Annotated in this window: 17 protein-coding genes and 2 pseudogenes; 12 read left to right on the plus strand and 7 right to left on the minus strand. The window is 35.8% G+C overall.

What is annotated here, in order from left to right:
• Positions 1-150: 150 nt before the first annotated feature.
• The 9 genes and pseudogenes from V2H77_RS17535 to V2H77_RS17575 all read left to right on the plus strand — a co-directional run bounded on the left by V2H77_RS17535 (position 151) and on the right by V2H77_RS17575 (position 5466).
• Positions 151-495, plus strand: a complete 345-nt coding sequence (locus V2H77_RS17535) for a hypothetical protein (protein WP_341499818.1) — start codon at positions 151-153, stop codon at positions 493-495.
• A 15-nt stretch (positions 496-510) separates the two neighbouring features.
• Complete coding sequence (locus V2H77_RS17540) at positions 511-762, plus strand: hypothetical protein (RefSeq protein WP_225816652.1); 252 nt, start codon at positions 511-513, stop codon at positions 760-762.
• A 160-nt stretch (positions 763-922) separates the two neighbouring features.
• Positions 923-2530 carry a hypothetical protein gene (locus tag V2H77_RS17545; protein ID WP_445935557.1) on the plus strand — a complete coding sequence of 536 codons (1608 nt, stop codon included), beginning with the start codon at positions 923-925 and terminating at the stop codon, positions 2528-2530.
• Positions 2530-3027 carry a siphovirus Gp157 family protein gene (locus V2H77_RS17550; protein ID WP_225816654.1) on the plus strand — a complete coding sequence of 166 codons (498 nt, stop codon included), beginning with the start codon at positions 2530-2532 and terminating at the stop codon, positions 3025-3027. The genes V2H77_RS17545 and V2H77_RS17550 overlap by 1 nt, the downstream gene beginning before the upstream one ends.
• Before the next feature lie 51 nt (positions 3028-3078).
• Positions 3079-3267 (plus strand): hypothetical protein, encoded by a 189-nt coding sequence (locus tag V2H77_RS17555; RefSeq protein ID WP_011147664.1) that lies wholly within the window; start codon positions 3079-3081, stop codon positions 3265-3267.
• A 567-nt stretch (positions 3268-3834) separates the two neighbouring features.
• Complete coding sequence (locus tag V2H77_RS17560) at positions 3835-4005, plus strand: hypothetical protein (RefSeq protein WP_167337833.1); 171 nt, start codon at positions 3835-3837, stop codon at positions 4003-4005.
• A gap of 4 nt (positions 4006-4009) precedes the next feature.
• Positions 4010-4225, plus strand: coding sequence for an excisionase (locus V2H77_RS17565; protein WP_341499820.1), 216 nt, complete (start codon positions 4010-4012; stop codon positions 4223-4225).
• Positions 4177-5361, plus strand: a pseudogene (locus V2H77_RS17570) (Arm DNA-binding domain-containing protein). Before V2H77_RS17565 ends, V2H77_RS17570 begins: the two are co-directional and overlap by 49 nt.
• Positions 5362-5363: 2 nt before the next feature.
• Positions 5364-5466 (plus strand): annotated as a pseudogene (locus tag V2H77_RS17575).
• Positions 5467-5686: 220 nt separating this feature from the next.
• Here V2H77_RS17575 and nadS read toward each other — a convergent pair.
• Together nadS and V2H77_RS17585 are read right to left on the minus strand one after the other, a co-directional pair.
• Positions 5687-5977: a NadS family protein gene (nadS, locus tag V2H77_RS17580; RefSeq protein WP_341499821.1), complete on the minus strand. Its 291-nt coding sequence runs from the start codon at positions 5975-5977 to the stop codon at positions 5687-5689.
• Between the two features lie 2 nt (positions 5978-5979).
• Positions 5980-6291, minus strand: coding sequence for a toxin HigB-2 (locus V2H77_RS17585; protein WP_036777554.1), 312 nt, complete (start codon positions 6289-6291; stop codon positions 5980-5982).
• A 316-nt stretch (positions 6292-6607) separates the two neighbouring features.
• Between V2H77_RS17585 and gapS6a the strand changes: the two genes are divergently transcribed.
• The 3 genes from gapS6a to V2H77_RS17600 all read left to right on the plus strand — a co-directional run bounded on the left by gapS6a (position 6608) and on the right by V2H77_RS17600 (position 11503).
• Complete coding sequence (gene gapS6a / locus V2H77_RS17590; protein WP_341499822.1) at positions 6608-6955, plus strand: GapS6a family protein; 348 nt, start codon at positions 6608-6610, stop codon at positions 6953-6955.
• Positions 6955-10251, plus strand: coding sequence for a GapS6b family protein (gene gapS6b / locus V2H77_RS17595; RefSeq protein ID WP_341499823.1), 3297 nt, complete (start codon positions 6955-6957; stop codon positions 10249-10251). The genes gapS6a and gapS6b overlap by 1 nt, the downstream gene beginning before the upstream one ends.
• A 997-nt stretch (positions 10252-11248) precedes the next feature.
• Positions 11249-11503 carry a YceK/YidQ family lipoprotein gene (locus V2H77_RS17600; RefSeq protein WP_341499824.1) on the plus strand — a complete coding sequence of 85 codons (255 nt, stop codon included), beginning with the start codon at positions 11249-11251 and terminating at the stop codon, positions 11501-11503.
• Between the two features lie 744 nt (positions 11504-12247).
• On the opposite strand, the gene V2H77_RS17605 is transcribed toward V2H77_RS17600, so the two are convergent.
• The 5 genes from V2H77_RS17605 to V2H77_RS17625 all read right to left on the minus strand — a co-directional run bounded on the left by V2H77_RS17605 (position 12248) and on the right by V2H77_RS17625 (position 15960).
• Positions 12248-12535, minus strand: coding sequence for a gp53-like domain-containing protein (locus tag V2H77_RS17605; protein WP_341499825.1), 288 nt, complete (start codon positions 12533-12535; stop codon positions 12248-12250).
• A 1040-nt stretch (positions 12536-13575) separates the two neighbouring features.
• Entirely contained in the window at positions 13576-14163 is a 588-nt protein-coding gene (locus V2H77_RS17610) for a putative adenosine monophosphate-protein transferase Fic (protein WP_341499826.1), read from the minus strand.
• 7 nt (positions 14164-14170) lie between these two features.
• Positions 14171-14653: a YhfG family protein gene (locus tag V2H77_RS17615; RefSeq protein ID WP_341499827.1), complete on the minus strand. Its 483-nt coding sequence runs from the start codon at positions 14651-14653 to the stop codon at positions 14171-14173.
• A 79-nt stretch (positions 14654-14732) separates the two neighbouring features.
• Complete coding sequence (locus tag V2H77_RS17620; protein WP_341499828.1) at positions 14733-15269, minus strand: GNAT family N-acetyltransferase; 537 nt, start codon at positions 15267-15269, stop codon at positions 14733-14735.
• A 205-nt stretch (positions 15270-15474) separates the two neighbouring features.
• Positions 15475-15960: a bactofilin family protein gene (locus tag V2H77_RS17625; protein WP_341499829.1), complete on the minus strand. Its 486-nt coding sequence runs from the start codon at positions 15958-15960 to the stop codon at positions 15475-15477.
• Positions 15961-16650: the final 690 nt, after the last annotated feature.

Genomic DNA, 16650 nt, shown 5'->3' on the forward strand with positions numbered 1-16650 from the left:
GTAAAAAAACCCACCGAAGTGGTGGGTTCTTTTACCCCGGATCGCCGACCAAAGCTAACCGGGAATTTCTACTAACGAGAACTAACTCGCTAGAAGAGGCAAGACCAATGATTTCCATCATTGATCGTTAATAATATATCAGGAGTTGCTATGAAAGCACAACAAGAAACAATACAAGTAAAGCTCTATGTTCACGCTATCGAAAATAACATTTCACGAAAAATGAACATCACTGTCTTACCACATGACGCAAGTAAACACGGAAATGCGTCGATCTTTGGTACAGTTGTCGCTATTCATGATATAGAAATCCCGTATCCAAATATTAGTCGCTCAGACTTTATAAATTCACAAATTGATACTTTAAAGAAAGAACAAAATAAAGTTCTTACGGAAGCTCATGCTAAAGCATCTGAACTTGATGACCGTATTCAATCACTGTTATGCATTGAAGAAAAACCAATTTCTAAATCTGATGAAGAAATTCCTTATTAATTCTTAGGTGTATTTATGAAAAACATAAATGATGTAATTAATTTAATCCTAGATAATGGTTTAATTGCTATTGAGCATGAAAATAATAGCGATACAACAAACGAAACTATGCATATATCTATTATCGGTGGCAAAAGGCGGGTTGAATATTACCCAACGACGGGAATGGTTTATTCAAATGCTGTCAAGGGATTATATCCAAAAGTCAAAATGCCAAAAGCCGGGATTAAGGCAGCAATAAGACTGGCAAAAAAAGCAATTCATTAAAGAGGTAAGACCAATGTTCACATATATCTGTGTCTTTGAGCCGACAAAAAAAGCTCAAAAAAATGGGGCCGTACCACTTTCAATCGCACTCAAAGCCAATTCTGAAAAACTGGCTAAAGCTATGGCCATTGTTTACCTTGGGGAAGAATACGCGGACGATATGAGCAACTTCAACACATCAAAACCGATTATTTGTAAAGATATACAGGGCTCCCCTCGCCCACCAATTGGTAAATTTGACGAAAAATTTGCTACTGAATACGAGTTCAACGGCACCACATGGCAGGCTAGAACACTCGAACCAACGAAAAACTCATCTATTACTACGCGTGATTTTAACCACACTTACGCCACGTTAGATCTGGAAATTGCACTGGCATTACTAGACGGTGACTTTCATTGCTGGGCGATTATGTCACATAGTATAAAAGAAGCTAAACAACTGATAGCAGACAACAATGAAACATGGAGGCAATGGTCCACCGCATTTCGCATCAGAACCGACGCTCTGTCCATTCCAAGAGAAACGCTTTTCAGCATCGTGCGTGAAGGTAAACGCCGTCCTGAATTTCTGGCCGATGTCATCGCTATGAAGGAATTTTTAAACTGTGCTTTAGGTAATACCGACATATCCATTGAATTACCAGAAGAGCAACCCAAAGTTTCCGATTATCCGATGTCAACATCAGAAGCCTCAATAACAGATGTTGCTCCAGATGAGGTTGAACCCCCACAAGCGGCACTACAGGTTAAAGAGAAAAAAAGCGAAACCACGTCTCTTAAGACCAGAAAAACCAAGCAAACCAAAGAGGACAAAGCGGTAGAAAAGACTGCACAAGACACTACGGCGGATGATGAAGTCACCTCATTGCCTCCTGCTGCTACCCTGAACACCAATGATGATAACTTCCAACATCGTGCCAATTTGCTGGAAGAAACTATCAAGGCACAAGGCGATGAGCAGCAAACGAATCTCCGTATCTGGAAAGCAGTCCAACGCACCGATCCCCACTTTACAAAACCATTAGAGGGAATGGGGTTCAACGGTACAAGCATAAACAGTAACTATATGTTTATGCGGGCAACAGAACTATTCGGACCATTCGGTTATGGATGGGGCTGTAATGTCACAGAAGAAAAACTGATCAATGGCGCCCCCATGTCAGAACCTATCTATGACGATAAAAATAAACAAATTGGGAGCCGATTCTTACGTGATTCTGACGGCACATTAATATGTGAACAAAATCACTCTATCAAAATTCTCTTTTGGTATCTGGTCGAATGTGACATTTGCGCTGAAATTGAAAGTTATGGTGCAACACCATACATGTACAGAACCAAATATGGAATTAAAACAGATGGAGAAGCCATCAAGAAATCACTCACCGATGCCATAAAGAAAGCGTTATCGATGCTTGGATTTTCTGCTGATGTATTTATGGGTATGCATGATAACCCTGAATATCTGGCCGACAACAACATTGAATTTGAAATCAAGGCCGCCAGTGATAAGGCCGAGGATCTAGTCAGATTACGCAAGGAACTAGACGATAAGTTCACCCGTAATACAGAAACTATGCGTACCGCTGTCAGCAAAAATGAAATTCGCGGCATAGCATCTACCCTTATCCGTGAATTAGGCATTCATTTAGACAACGCCAAGGCCAAAGGAGACAAGGATTACGAAAAGTACTTATCCGGTCGTCTGCGTCGCTTGAATGAAATAGAGAAAGAATGTTTAACTCAATTAGAGAAAGCAAACTAATGACTACAACCGCAATTGCATTAGCAGCAGATTATGAAAAATTACAACAGTTGGTAGAAACTGGCGAATTCTCGCCAGAAGATATCGCCGATACACTTGAAAGTATCGAATGTACTATCGGTGATAAACTTGATGCTATCATGATCCATGTTCGCAATATCGAAGGCCAAGCCAAGACTCTTGCTGATGAGTCTAAGCGACTTACTGACCGTAAAAAATCATTCGAAAGGCAAGTAAAAAACCTAAAAAAGTATGCCCTGGATTGTTTACTGAAAGCGGGAATGGATTCACTACGAACTACCAAAAACACGTTCACAGCCAGAAAAGGTCTTATGAATGTCATCATTGATGATGAGTCAAAATTACCTGATGAGTTAGTTGATGTGCAGACAATTACCGCCCCGGACAAAAAAGCCATCAAAGAAGCTATTGAAAACGGTATCAATGTACCAGGAGCTCATATTGAAATCGGTGAGAGAAACCTGCAAGTACGTTAATATTCATTACGTCCCACAAATACTGGGGCAATAAATAATATGGAGTGATTTATGGCTGCACGATTAGAAATCATTATCTCGTTTGATGAAAACCTAAATAAATACCAAGTAGAATGGATAACAGGAGAAAGTCAAGATATTACAGATGAAGAAAAGAAAATCATTGCTCAGTTAAAAAATAAATTACTGGCCTCAATGGAAAATGAATTAACTGGGAATAACCAACATTACCTCCATTAGATATTTAACATTACCTTAAATTAACACAAGGTAATAATGTCAGAAAATAAATCCCACAAGCATGTAGAATTTACGTTTGTATTTCTCGGCATGTATCTATTAGATGGAAAACAGCAGAAGAATGCAAGATTGAAGGTAAATTAAAAGAGACAGACCCATGTTAAGACATTCTCACAGCAAAAATGAAATTGTTAAATTAACGCTACCTGATGGTCGTAATGGGATCATCATTATCGATAGGAGTTGCAATGTACTCTATGATTTTCCGTTTGACGTCAAAATAATTCCAGTATCCAATTCTCAGGCTATCGAGAAAATGAGGGACCGAAAATGATATACGGTCTGTTTCTACTTGTATGTTCTTCGACAAACTGCCAGTACATTCCTTACAGCCATACTTACCCGGATGAAAAAAACTGCATAGCAGATATGGAGATGCAAAGTCCTGGAATTTTTGAGTGTTACCCATTGGAGCCATAATTCACACTCAAAACTGATTAAGCTTAATCAGAAATCAAGTAACATAATGAATAGCATGATGGTAAATCCACTGACCGGAGAACCATCATGCAACCCTGGCAACCAGGACAACAGTTATTAACCAACTTCGATATTAAATTGGGAAGATTAGCAGCCAGTGTCAAAAATACATCTTGCAATCAGGGTGATATTACCCGTGTTTGTGCTGTCGTTGATCTGATCATTATATCAATGATGAGGCAAAACCATGTGAGGTAAATAAATGGTGAATATTGAATGTGTTCCCATATCCGCTTATTGCTATGCAACAGGGGAAACAGTTGATGCAATTAATAAGCGCATTCAGCGCGGCGTTTGGCGTGATGGCGTACATGTATTGAAAGTTGAAGGTGTTAAGGAACGCTGGATTGATTTAAATGAGGTAGCTAAGTGGGCCAGGAAAAACAGTATAGTAAATTGCCCAGAGGAATTACAGTAAGGAAACATCGTTCTAGTGAAACTATAAATATCTCTTTTACATACAAGGGGGTTAAATGCCGAGAACCCCTCTCAAATCTAGAAGTGACACCCAAAAACATTAAATATGCCGAGCGCAAACTCGGCGAAATATATAATAAAATTGAACGAGATACTTTTATTTATGCTGAATATTTCCCTAATTCATCACGTTTAAAAATATTCGGAAATGTCAATAAAGGCAAAACAATAAAAGATTATTTAGATGAGTATTTAAAAATCTGTGAAACCCGCAATTTATCACCATCCACAATTAATGGATATAAAAAATGTAAAACTGCTCTATCTGAATTACATAAAATTCCCGTTGTAGAGCTAACACCAGCAATATTAAAAACTTGGATTCAAAAACGATCAACTGCTCTGAAAACAATCAGGAACAATCTGTCATTTTTACGAAGCGCCATAGATGAAGCAGTTACTGATTGCCTGATTAGTATGAATCCTGTGAATTTAGTCACAGCATCACGGTATCAAACTGAACGAATAGAAAACGATAACGAATATATTGTTGACCCTCTATCTCCTAACGAGGTTACTGCATTACTGTCAGCAGCAGGCAATAAACAAAAACAATGGGAAAATTTATTCCTTTTTGCGATACATACAGGGCTTAGAAGCTCCGAGTTATGCGCGCTTCGATGGCAAGATATCGACTTCATTGGCAAAACCGTACATGTCCAATCGGCACGAGTAGTAGGAATAATAAAAGGAACGAAGACAAAAGCCGGTACCAGAAAAGTTGAACTGGACACTAACGCTATGTCAGCCCTATTAAATCAGAAGGCATTCACCTTTATGAAAGGCGAAGTGGTCTTTGAGGACCCCAAAAAAGGTGAGGCTTGGGCAGGTGCAGATGCCATTCGTAAAAAAGCCTAGGTACCCACACTAAAAAAGGCGGGAATTCGGTATCGCAACCCTTATCAAACAAGGCACACATTTGCAACAAAGCACATCAGCCAAGGGGTTAATCTTTTCTGGCTTGCCGCTCAAATGGGGCATAAAGGCCCAGAGATGCTTTTCAGACATTATGGATCATATCTGAAGGAATATGATAGCAGCACATACAAACCTAAACAGGCCAGTGGTGAGACATGAAAGGAGCTGCAAAGGATACGCGGCGAAGATATTTCATAAAAATGTTATGTATAACAATAAGATGTAAAACAATTAACGCGGGTTCAACTCCCGCCAGCTCCACCAAATAAATCAAGGGGTTACGTGAGAACGTAGCCCTTTTTTCTTTGTCTATGTCCACTTTACGTCCACCCATTTTTATGAGCATACTCGACGAACAGACATAGTAGTGATCTCGCTGAAATTATTAGCGCAATCAGTAGATCACATAATGTTATGCCTGTCTCATTTTTTCTGGGGATTCCCCAGTGCAGAAACGAGGCTTAGGAATTTTCATGTGCTCTACTTACATAGATAACGCCTTTAAAACATGAACCGGATCTTTCTCTATTGCCTTCAACAAAGCTTTTGCGGGTCCGGTTGGTTCACGCCTCCCCTGCTCCCAGTTCCGCAGGGTTCCAACATTAACAGAAATTAGCTTAGCAAAACCGGTCTGACTTAAACCAGTTGCCTGACGAATATTCTTGACTTTTACTGCTTCAACGTGAGTTCCACGAGAGGCAGCACGTTCGCCGTTAATAATTTCGTTCATCTGTGTCATGCTTTCAGTTAGCCTGGAAAATAATTTACTATCCATTGTTACCACCCCTCATTTAGTGCTCTCAAGACTTTCTTTTCTGATTCACTAAGGTCATCCTTGATACCTTTTTTGTAAATCAACAACAGCCTGATATGTGAGACATCTACTTTATAGTAATAAATAATGCGCACACCGCCTCGCTTACCTTTACCTCCAGATGCCCATCTGACTTTACGTAAGCCACCAGTGTGTTGGATAACATCACCAGCAATAGGGTTGTCTGCAAGATATTGCTGAAACTCGCGATATTCACCTTCACTTAACAACTCTTTACAATCTTCAGTGAAGATATGAGTCTCAATAAATATCATGTCTCAGTGCGCCATTGGTGTATATTTTAAGTAATGATATACGCCTTGCCGGTATAAGTCAATGGCGCATATACAACATATTGTTGTAACCGAGGCTGCTCTCCTCTAATGAGCGATACATCTCGTAGCTTGACTTCAGCATCATCCCCCACAAACCAAATTAAAACAGACAGTTAAAATAGAACCCAATGTTGCAACTTATGGCGCTCAAGTTCCTCAGCAGCAATTTCTTCATGAAGATAGGTTACCAATTCTAAGGTATCATCTAAAGGAGGTTGATTTTTTTATAAAAAAGAGTGATTTTTAGCACACTACTATGGCATTAGGAGTTGATATGGACTTTATGAGCAGCACAATCCTTTCAGGGATTCTTTATGACGGTTTTGTCAAAGGGGCTAAAATCTCGGCCAGCTTTTTAAAAGAAAAATTGCAGGGATGGTTATTTGACGATGCTTTAATCGAAAAATTATCCGATAGACTAAATGACCTTGATTTAGATGAGTTAGGTCAGCATGCGATCAAAAAGCGTATTGATAACTCTCCCGAAATACTGCAATGCATGCAAGGTATTAAGCAGGAGCAAACTATTGGTTCTGTTAATCAAAACCACTATGGTACTGGTGATAATGTTGCGGGAAATAAAGTTATCAACAACGGGAAATAATGGAAAAGCAAATTCATACTGGATCAGGGGATAATGTTGGCAATAACAAAATTGTCAACATTATTAATAGCATTGAACCTAAAGATATTAGAAGGTTCATTGATGATTTAATGCACGACATTTCTTACAGAAAGATATCCGAAGCTGAAAAGAAGATAAACGCCATTACAAATATTGATGCACTGGACAATAATGTAAAATCAATATTAAATGCATTGAAGGTTAAAATTTCCTTGGTTCAAGGAAAGACGGATTTACCTAAACAAGAAATACAAGTCCTTCTGAGAAACCCAGCATTGAGTAATGAAGTTAGAGACGCAGTTCTCTCAATACTCATTCACCTAGAATCCCACGTTCAACTCGAATCTGCTCGAGAGAGATATCTTTTCACAGAATTGAAGGGACCATATTCTAATGAGGTTTTTTTCGAACACTTAGCAACTATTGATGAAATTAACTCATCATTTAATAGCTCAGAAAAATTAAATTTTTTAGAGCAAGAGATTATAGGTCTGATCCGAGGCTCATTGAGAAATAGAGATTTTAAAACGGCATATGGCATTAGTGATTATCTAAATAAAAATTACCCATCTGAAAACTCGATGTTTTTCATGCTTCATTGCGAAACACTTTTATTTTTAAAAGAAATTAAGAATCGACATATTCTTTCATTTGATAAAAAACAAAAAAATCATATTGACAGTTTAGTTAGTACACTTCTAAAGAATTTTGCATCAGATATACCTCGTTATACATCACCGTTAATAAATCAACTTTATATTACTAACTTTACTGATAGAAAGCTGCTTGAACTTGCTCAGAAATATTTGAATAAAATATCAGAAGTAAGTCCCAAATGTGCCGAAGTTATTTCAAAAATAACTAATAGAACAGCCTTGCAAAATACAAAATTTTCTTTACCTAAAGAAATAAAAAGTATTGAGACATTCTCTGAACTTGACGAGTTATTAAAAACTGATTCATTTGATAAAACCTTACTAGCTGACTGGAGAGGTGATGGAGGAAAAATTAGCACTAACGATAGTTACATTAACGCCCTCCTCGAACTCCAGGTTTCTGTTTGGTTATGTATTCCTCAAGATAAAAAAGCCATTTTTGATTTAGGGAAACAAGCTGAAGAATTCTTGAATTTTGACGCAACTCGATACAAGGAAATAAACCCATCCAACTTAATTTTTTTATGCGAAAGATTTATGGACTTAAGTCTTCCGCTAATTGCAGTAAAGTACCTACAACCTATATTACCTGACGAACCATGGTTGTCTCCACTTTTAGAAAGTTTATTACAAGCTTTATATTTAAGTGACCAAAATGATCTTTTTTTCAAGAAACTAGCCCTGTTTTCAGATGATGAAAAAAGTGAGTTAGTATGGTTGCTAGAAGCTCAGGCATATGAGCGCTTACAAAAAAACGATGATGCCATTAGAGCAATCCAAGCAGCAATTAAACTAGAGAATAAAAATGCTTACTCATGGGATTTGCTATTAAATTTATACCAAAATAAGAACATAAGTAAAATTGATTTAACTAATATGGTCATGGGAATTCCAGAAGAGATTTTTTCCACATACCACGAATCAAAGATCCCTTTATTAAATAGCATAGCAAAATTTGTAGACCATAATATTTCCGAGAGAGTTTTAGTAGACTGGTTTGTAGTAAACCCCAATAAATTGGCAAAATATCTTATAGATATTCATCATAACTCCTTGATGTTTCGCTCTGAGGTAAACAAATTTGTATACTTGCCAAGATTTTGCATTAAAGGGGTCGAATTTGACGATGGATTTAGAAAACATAAACGCATCTTAGTAAAGGATATAGTAACTGAGCACCCTCTATTTCTTAATGTGAATTCGCCATTAGGAAAGGTAATAGAAAAATTAGCGATCGGGGAAACCATCGATGATCCTATGCTTGGGGAATTAACCCTTACAGATGAAACTCCTGCATTTGTCGCTGCATATCAAGCAGCGATAAAAATAAGAGATCAAAATAATGATGGATCAGACGCATTTAAATTATTTGAATTACCGCCTAATGATGATGATTTTCTCCCATATTTTGAAAAAATTTTACTCCGCTACTCTAATAAACCCTCCCAACACAATCCTATACTTCTAAACCCTAACATTCCGCTCTGCATGAGGGGCAACCTCACACACTCTGGCGATTATTTTCGCGCAGCATATTTTCATCTAACATCAAAAGAAACAACGCAATATATAAATCTATATGATCAAGGCATAATCGACCCACATAAAGTGATAGTTGATATATATACATCTATCTATCTTTCTCTGATGGGTTTTATTTCAATAATTGTAAAAAAATCCATCACCATTGTAATATCAAATTACACCAAAATCACTTTGGAAAATTGGATTACAAATATAACGAGAGAAGATTATCTTTCATTTGATATCACCACTCTTGGAATACAACGGATTACGGCAGAAGACATTCGAAAAAATCTTTATGATTTCATTCAGGAATTACAATTGCTACTTAGCATTGCAGAAGATGAAAATCTCAATGTCGTAGACACCCCTGAAAACCTTGTGAAAATAAAGGACTTAATAGACCCAACTATTTTTTCTACGATTCAACTTTCGTATGCAAATGAAATCCCCTGGCTAAGCATTGATCATTTACTTTGTATATTAGCTCAGAATTCAGATTTCCCAGTGGCGAATATGGATAATTTCTTAAGGGAGATCATAAACTCATCAACTTATAAAGAAAGAAAAAAAAGCATTTTTATTAGTTTGATCTGTGGTCTTTCTGTTCCTGTCTTCTATAAAGATATAGCTATATTAAGTTGTTCTCATGAGAAAAATGATATTTATTTTGTTGCAAAATTCATTGAAAAGCATAAGTTCCCTAATAACACTTCTAGTGAAGCCTTGAACTTTCTTTCAGAAATAATGAGAAATGTAATAATAAAAGCATATTTAGATAGAGATATTTTGATTGGGGGACGTTCTTCTAATCCAATTTATGATGGGTATGAAGAATATGTTTTTAATGTTTGCTGCCATACAGCAACTTTATGCCTCGAAGGAAAGACCGCAGAAGCAAGAGTTGCATTGCTAATTTCAGAAACTCTAAAACCTTTTTACCATATTGTTTCTTTCCGAAAGTTAGTTTTCAATTTAGCAACATCATTTTCAACTGGTCATTTCTTAGATATAGAAGCTATCAATAATGAACTCGAGAAAATCATTACAATTCGAAACGATACTACTGACTCACCGAGTGACACTCGAATATAAATAAAACAACACAGTCTCTCACAGCAAATTGGGATAACAGCGTTACGATTAAAATTAAGCCTCCACTTTCTTTTATTGAAGAAACTATAGCAAAACATCCAAAACTGAAATCATACAATCAAAATATTTTCAAATATATATTATTACACTGAACTGTCCCACAATCTGAAGAATACGAGGACTCATTTTCTATTGGAAATATTTAACTAATGAGAACAAATAGTTTACAGAAATTAAGAAAGCCACTAAATGGTATCGAGTTGTAATCAAACAAGGAAGAAGGCTTTACATGCTTCAAAGTGCTCTTTTAGGTCAAAACCATCTGATTGTAATTAACCCTGACTTGCAAAAGAAAATTTCGGAAGTTATAGGCTACAAAATTGACAGGACGTTATCATTACATCCAATTAGATCTACACTATTTTTTCATTGGAACGTTACCCAGTAGCGAATATTCAACAAGAAAAAGCTCAGTATATTCCACTTGCTTTTTGCAATAACTGGCCCTTAACTTTGGTTATATTTATACTCCAGCGTTGTAATGAATCAAACTGATTACTAGCTAATGAATGGCGCATACAACGAGTCTGTGTAGTATATTTATGCAACTTCTTCATGTAATCGTTTAAAATGTTCCCTTTCAAATGAAGAGCTTTTAACATACACATCAATGACCGTGTAACTAATATACATTGAGTTCATTTTATCTACTCATCTGTCAAGCGACATAAGCATATTGCCTACTTTGTTTATTGTTTTCTCATAAGTTTTTTTAAACATTTTTGGTAACCTGTACACTGGCATTAAAGACTCCCAAGCAATCGTTTAATAGCCGATATCCGTACAATATCAAGTGATTGAGTAAATAATGTGAACGTATATAAAAATATCTGGGTTTAATTAAAACTGGGATGAATTTGTTAATCTTGTATTTTCAATTTGAAATCTGGATGTTACTATTCAATATATTAACTCAATTATATCAGGAGTATTACCAATGCTAAAATCTATCGGAGTTGTCTTAATTTCAGCTATTTTAAGCGGATGTGGAACCTTTGGCTCTCGTGTAACTCACGGCTATGAATGCAAAGTCTACCCAGCAACTCAATTTGATATACAAGGTATTAAGGAAGGCTACCCATTTTCAAGTCTGATAGACCTTCCATTCTCTATAATCACAGACACACTTATACTTCCGTGGGATACTCATCGTTTATATACTGATGAAATATGCAAAAAACCACACCCTTAAAAAACCATGCTAAATTATATTAATCAACACCCGCTAAAATAAGCTAAACCGGATGAAGCAACTCTTCTATACCCAATGGATTTCAAGATGCATCGCGACGGCAAGGGAGCGAATCCCCGGGAGCATAGAGAACTATGTGACCGGGGTGAGTGAGTGCAGCCAACAAAGAGGCAACTTGAAAGATAACGGGTATATAAAACTCAGAATAAAAGCCATGCTAACAATCCATACTCAGGTTGATACCACTTCAATAATAAACAGATTTCCTACACAAAAATTCTTTACGTTCCCCGTTTTTCCGTCAATCTCTATACCTAATAGATTTCGAGTTGCAGCGCGGCGGCAAGTGAACGAATCCCCAGGAGCATAGATGACTATGTGACTGGGGTGAGTGAACGCAGCCAACAAAGCAGCAGCTTGAAAGATGAAGGGTATAGATTAATAAATTCACTCCTTAAAGCGTATAAATGCCATTTGATATAATGCTCTATTCAGATATAAGCATATTTTACGTATTTATTATCTACCATCTTTCTAAGCCGTAGTCTTTTCTCCCTCATACCCAACCAGATAATAGCGGACAATGGTTAATTTAAATTATAACGAGAATCCCATAAGAACTGCTCCCTATGTATCGATTGATAGCCAATATTATGGAAGCAATTCACCAAATAGATTTCAATATAATTTCTCTTCAATTCCAAAGCTAAAATATATTAATTCTTCTCTGTAATAACACATTACTTAATATCCTATTGCGAACCAATATGAACCTAAAACGTCACGCCCAATCACAGCACTGGTAGCATTAAATCCATAAACTGTTGAATAGTTATCCAGAGGAGTACCATTAGTATAGACACTAACTTGCATAGATAAGCATGCTGTAGGAAACGGGATTGGATAGGTTATTGTAATTTGTCCAGGGCCTCCTTTCGGATTATATCCCCATTGATAAATTATTCCGGTATCGCCACATTTCCACCAACCGTTCACAGCTTTCAGGGCAGTATTTTCAGGGATATTAATCATGAATTCTCCTTAAGGTTAATAATTAATATTTTCTTCAAAAGAGATCTACCAACTAAATCATTTAATTACATAAATCATGCATTGATAATACCATTTAACTATAGTAGACATTAAATAAATCATGATGAATTATTTTTATCGCTAATAGTGATTAACCATTACTGGGAAATTAATATTAATAAATAGTTTTGAAGACAAAAAATATGAAAAGTTATTTATTAATAATATCATAAAACTACCTTAAAACTTCCTACTGTTTCACTTGTGTGATGTCCCGCAACACCTGCCTATAAATATGGATGTAATAATACAAATAAAAAAATTTTATTTTAACTTTCACAATATTAATATGAAATGAATGTATCTCCATTCAAAAAAATAATAAAAACAATATATTGACAGATGGAATATCAAAAAATCAATATTGAATCATTCATCGTTATTAATAAATAATAATTATTTACCCATCCTTTGTCACAAATCCACCGGCGTTACTTCAACAGATTTTCAACGATACAACAAAAAATTATACGAAAAGGGAACTTATTACCTACTATTAAACATAATTAGTAACTCAGATAAACTATTGGACTCCAATAAACCCCTGATGAGGTATCAACTATGAAAAAGTTATCAGCTTGCCTTTTAGCGTTAAGTATTGCCACCTTCTCCTCTAACTCAGCATTCGCAACTATCTGTTTGCAAAGCGATAAGCCACTGACCAAATGTACTCAAGTATGCGGACCAATAGCTCTTTATAGTATTTTTTTCTCAATAGCTTGCTTCTAAATAAATCAATAGCAAGTAAAAGTGACAGGAGTAATTTTATTCTTGTCACTTTACTATATGGTTATTACTTTCATTCATAATGATATATCTTTACGCAGATCAATTATTTTAATGATTACTGATCGCCCAGCACACTAAGTAAATCTAATAGCAACCAATATAAGGACATAATTAAAGCTATTTTTCTGCCTATTTAAGTTTATTATTTCTTAAAATCATACTCATAAATAATCAATAAAATAGCCAAAATATTAAACAGAAACACAATTTTCAAAAATTTTTATTAATGGCTGATAGTTACATTGATAAGCAGAAATATTCGCGTCAATCCACTGCTTAGCATTTATAGATTCAAAAGAGATTTTATACCCACAGTTTATAACAATATATTCAAATAACAACCTCTGAGTTCGCCCATTTCCTTCTCTAAAAGGATGAATCACATTTAATTCTGCATAATATTCAGCAAGTTTTTCAATAAGCTTCTGATGATGTAATCCCTCAAGATAATTTTCATTCTCTAACATATTAAATATCCTATTCCCTTCTATCTCAATACATTTAGCATGACAGAAACGGGTATCCCCTTTAGATATATCAATTATTCTTAGCTGACCAGCCCAATCATACAAGTCAGAAAATATCTGTTTATGAAGTTGACACCAAAAGGCTAAATCGTAAGGTGGTTCCTGGAATGAAATATTTAATATAGCAAGTTCAGTGAGTTCCCTTTCTGCCTGCTCAAGCACAACAGGATCACGAATACCTAATTTATTAATAAGTGTATCTATATCCGGATATGTGTAGGGATCTTGCCCTGCTCCATATTTATCTATCATAATTACCTCATTGTAAACTATATTTTCTAATTAGTTTATCTTTAAGATTTTTTTGCTCTTTCGGTGTTTCAGGCAAACTATTCATAACAATATTCATTCCTTCGAGACGCATACTATCTCTATAGTTTTTTAATTTTACACTGTCAAAATAATGTTTTTTTTCATTATAAGTTGTCATTATTGTTTTTCTATTCTTTTGATTTCTAATATCTTTCTCTTGCTGACGGGAGTATTTAAACTTAGCCAGATCCAAATTGACCAGTTTACCATTAATCGCCTGACCACTTTCAAATATCCCCCAAGAAATAACTTCAAAATAACTGACCTTCCCATCCCTAATACGGTTAATCTTTACTTCTAACTCTTGTTGCAATATTTGCAAGACCTGTTGCACCTTACGCTCAGATATCCCTGTCGCTTCTACAATTGAACGCGTATTAGGATGATTTAATTTAGTCAAGGCCGCCATAACAGCTAATTCATATTTCATTTGAATTTCCAAGATACAATCTATGCAACTGTAGTATAAAACATCAAAGTAATGAAAACCAGAAAAGAGAATAGCGCTATTATTGACGAATCCGGTAAAGTACATGTTCATGAAGCAGGTGCCCATTCGGTAATGAAGGATGCAAGAAAGTATTTTCATCTTTCACCATGCCAAGCCGCTCCATAACTTTTTGAGATCGCAAATTAGAAATTGTCGTAAATGCAACTATTTCCTCAAGTTTTAATTGAGTGAAAGCGAAATCCAAAGTTTTACGTGCAGCTTCACTGGCATAACCTTTACCCCAAAATGGCTTATCAAGACGCCATCCAATTTCGACACAAGGTGAAAACGGTAATTCCGCCACAGGAATATTCAAACCAACAAAACCAATAAAATCCCCGGTTTCTTTCAGCTCCACAGCCCATAATCCCCAACCTCCCTGTTGCTCAAATCTCTGGATAATCGTATCCACCATCGTATTACTCTGTTCCGCCGTCAAAGTGGCAGGAAAATATTCCATGACTTCTGCGTTACTATTCAAATGGCAAAATGGTAATCTGTCTTCTTCTCTCCATGCACGCATAATTAATCTGTCTGTCTCCAACATCACAATCATATTCTTCTTCTCCCAATATTAGTTAACAAACAGGATACTTACCATGCAACAAACCACATACTTCAATTAGAGTGATTAAAACAATTAAATAGATAGATTGCTATAGTAAACAAAACTAAAGAGAAAATAGAGCAACTCGTCAAAAGCTAACAGGGAAGGCCCGTGCTGGAAGGATCTGAATCAGATATCACACGGGCCCGGTTTATCAGGCACTTGTTTTTACCGTGGCCTTATCTTTAGATTTATCATTGTTGGTATCTTTTATTGGTACGACACGTTCGGATGCAGTTTTGTTTTCAACCTGTTCCGATTGCCCAAAAAACAAGCCTCCACGTTTGATGGACATACTACTGCAACGACTGATTCCACGCAGCTCACCATGTTCAAGAATATCCAACGTCGCTGCACAACAGGTTCCTTCAACATCGCCATCAATAATGATTTCCGGCGCGCTAAGTTCACCTTCAACCCGTCCAGCGTGCATAATGCGGATCGCGCCTTCTTTCACCCGGATATTGCCAATCACTTTGCCCCAGATCTGTATATCGCCTTCTACATCAATATCGCCCTTAAATACCGAGCTTTTGGCAACAATAGTACAACGACGAGCTTCTGCACTAGCGTTCTTTTTATCATCAACAAATTGAGACGCGGGTTCAACAGCCGTTGCCTCTGATTTTTTTCCAAACATAGTTTTTAATCTCGACCTCATGTGAATAAAGCAAAATATTAGCGCCAAAAAAGAGAGAATCGCGGTCACTGCACAGCCAAAAAGATTACCAGCCAGATAGAATCCCAGAGCAATGCTCCACATGATCCATATACAGCTCAAAAAAATGTTGTCCGAAAAACGATGTTTTGCCATGTTTGTTCACGTTTTTGTTATTTTTCATGCTTTTTTCGTTAGAAAATACAAAACCAAAATCGCTATTTTAACAGAACAGATAACTATCAATGCTAAAAGAAAGCGAGTATTTACGACGTTATTAAACGGTTAAAAACCTATATTCATTCTTCAATAACAATTAACAAAGAGAAATTAGCATTAAAATAGAGACTCTATTTTTACAATTGTTAACATAAACCAAAAATAAAGTCACGCTATTAATGTTTAATTTTATTTACAAATAATATACCATAAGAATCTTTCTCAATTAATATCCACTGATATTTATCTAACAAACATATTGCTTATTTATACAAAAAAATTAATTTATTAATTTCATCAATATTATTGCTTGATAAAAATAAAATTAAAATTAATATCCGATAAATCAATTTATCTTTATGAATAAATGATTCAATTATAAGATCATAAGACTAATTATAAATTGGATAAATCACTAAATTATTCATTTAAAATTATTGCATAGAATAATGA

It is taken from the genome of Photorhabdus sp. P32 (genome assembly GCF_038085095.1).
Lineage (GTDB): Bacteria > Pseudomonadota > Gammaproteobacteria > Enterobacterales > Enterobacteriaceae > Photorhabdus > Photorhabdus luminescens.

Excerpts from the sequence above, each read along its gene's own strand:
- V2H77_RS17585 (WP_036777554.1), bottom strand. The coding sequence starts at position 6,291 with ATGATATTTATTGAGACTCATATCTTCACTGAAGATTGTAAAGAGTTG.
- V2H77_RS17535 (WP_341499818.1), top strand. The coding sequence starts at position 151 with ATGAAAGCACAACAAGAAACAATACAAGTAAAGCTCTATGTTCACGCT.
- V2H77_RS17560 (WP_167337833.1), top strand. The coding sequence starts at position 3,835 with ATGCAACCCTGGCAACCAGGACAACAGTTATTAACCAACTTCGATATT.
- V2H77_RS17625 (WP_341499829.1), bottom strand. The coding sequence starts at position 15,960 with ATGTTTGGAAAAAAATCAGAGGCAACGGCTGTTGAACCCGCGTCTCAA.
- gapS6b (WP_341499823.1), top strand. The coding sequence starts at position 6,955 with ATGGAAAAGCAAATTCATACTGGATCAGGGGATAATGTTGGCAATAAC.
- V2H77_RS17545 (WP_445935557.1), top strand. The coding sequence starts at position 923 with ATGAGCAACTTCAACACATCAAAACCGATTATTTGTAAAGATATACAG.
- V2H77_RS17540 (WP_225816652.1), top strand. The coding sequence starts at position 511 with ATGAAAAACATAAATGATGTAATTAATTTAATCCTAGATAATGGTTTA.
- V2H77_RS17565 (WP_341499820.1), top strand. The coding sequence starts at position 4,010 with ATGGTGAATATTGAATGTGTTCCCATATCCGCTTATTGCTATGCAACA.
- V2H77_RS17615 (WP_341499827.1), bottom strand. The coding sequence starts at position 14,653 with ATGAAATATGAATTAGCTGTTATGGCGGCCTTGACTAAATTAAATCAT.
- V2H77_RS17555 (WP_011147664.1), top strand. The coding sequence starts at position 3,079 with ATGGCTGCACGATTAGAAATCATTATCTCGTTTGATGAAAACCTAAAT.
- gapS6a (WP_341499822.1), top strand. The coding sequence starts at position 6,608 with ATGGCATTAGGAGTTGATATGGACTTTATGAGCAGCACAATCCTTTCA.
- V2H77_RS17550 (WP_225816654.1), top strand. The coding sequence starts at position 2,530 with ATGACTACAACCGCAATTGCATTAGCAGCAGATTATGAAAAATTACAA.
- V2H77_RS17610 (WP_341499826.1), bottom strand. The coding sequence starts at position 14,163 with ATGATAGATAAATATGGAGCAGGGCAAGATCCCTACACATATCCGGAT.
- V2H77_RS17605 (WP_341499825.1), bottom strand. The coding sequence starts at position 12,535 with ATGATTAATATCCCTGAAAATACTGCCCTGAAAGCTGTGAACGGTTGG.
- V2H77_RS17620 (WP_341499828.1), bottom strand. The coding sequence starts at position 15,269 with ATGATTGTGATGTTGGAGACAGACAGATTAATTATGCGTGCATGGAGA.
- V2H77_RS17600 (WP_341499824.1), top strand. The coding sequence starts at position 11,249 with ATGCTAAAATCTATCGGAGTTGTCTTAATTTCAGCTATTTTAAGCGGA.
- nadS (WP_341499821.1), bottom strand. The coding sequence starts at position 5,977 with ATGGATAGTAAATTATTTTCCAGGCTAACTGAAAGCATGACACAGATG.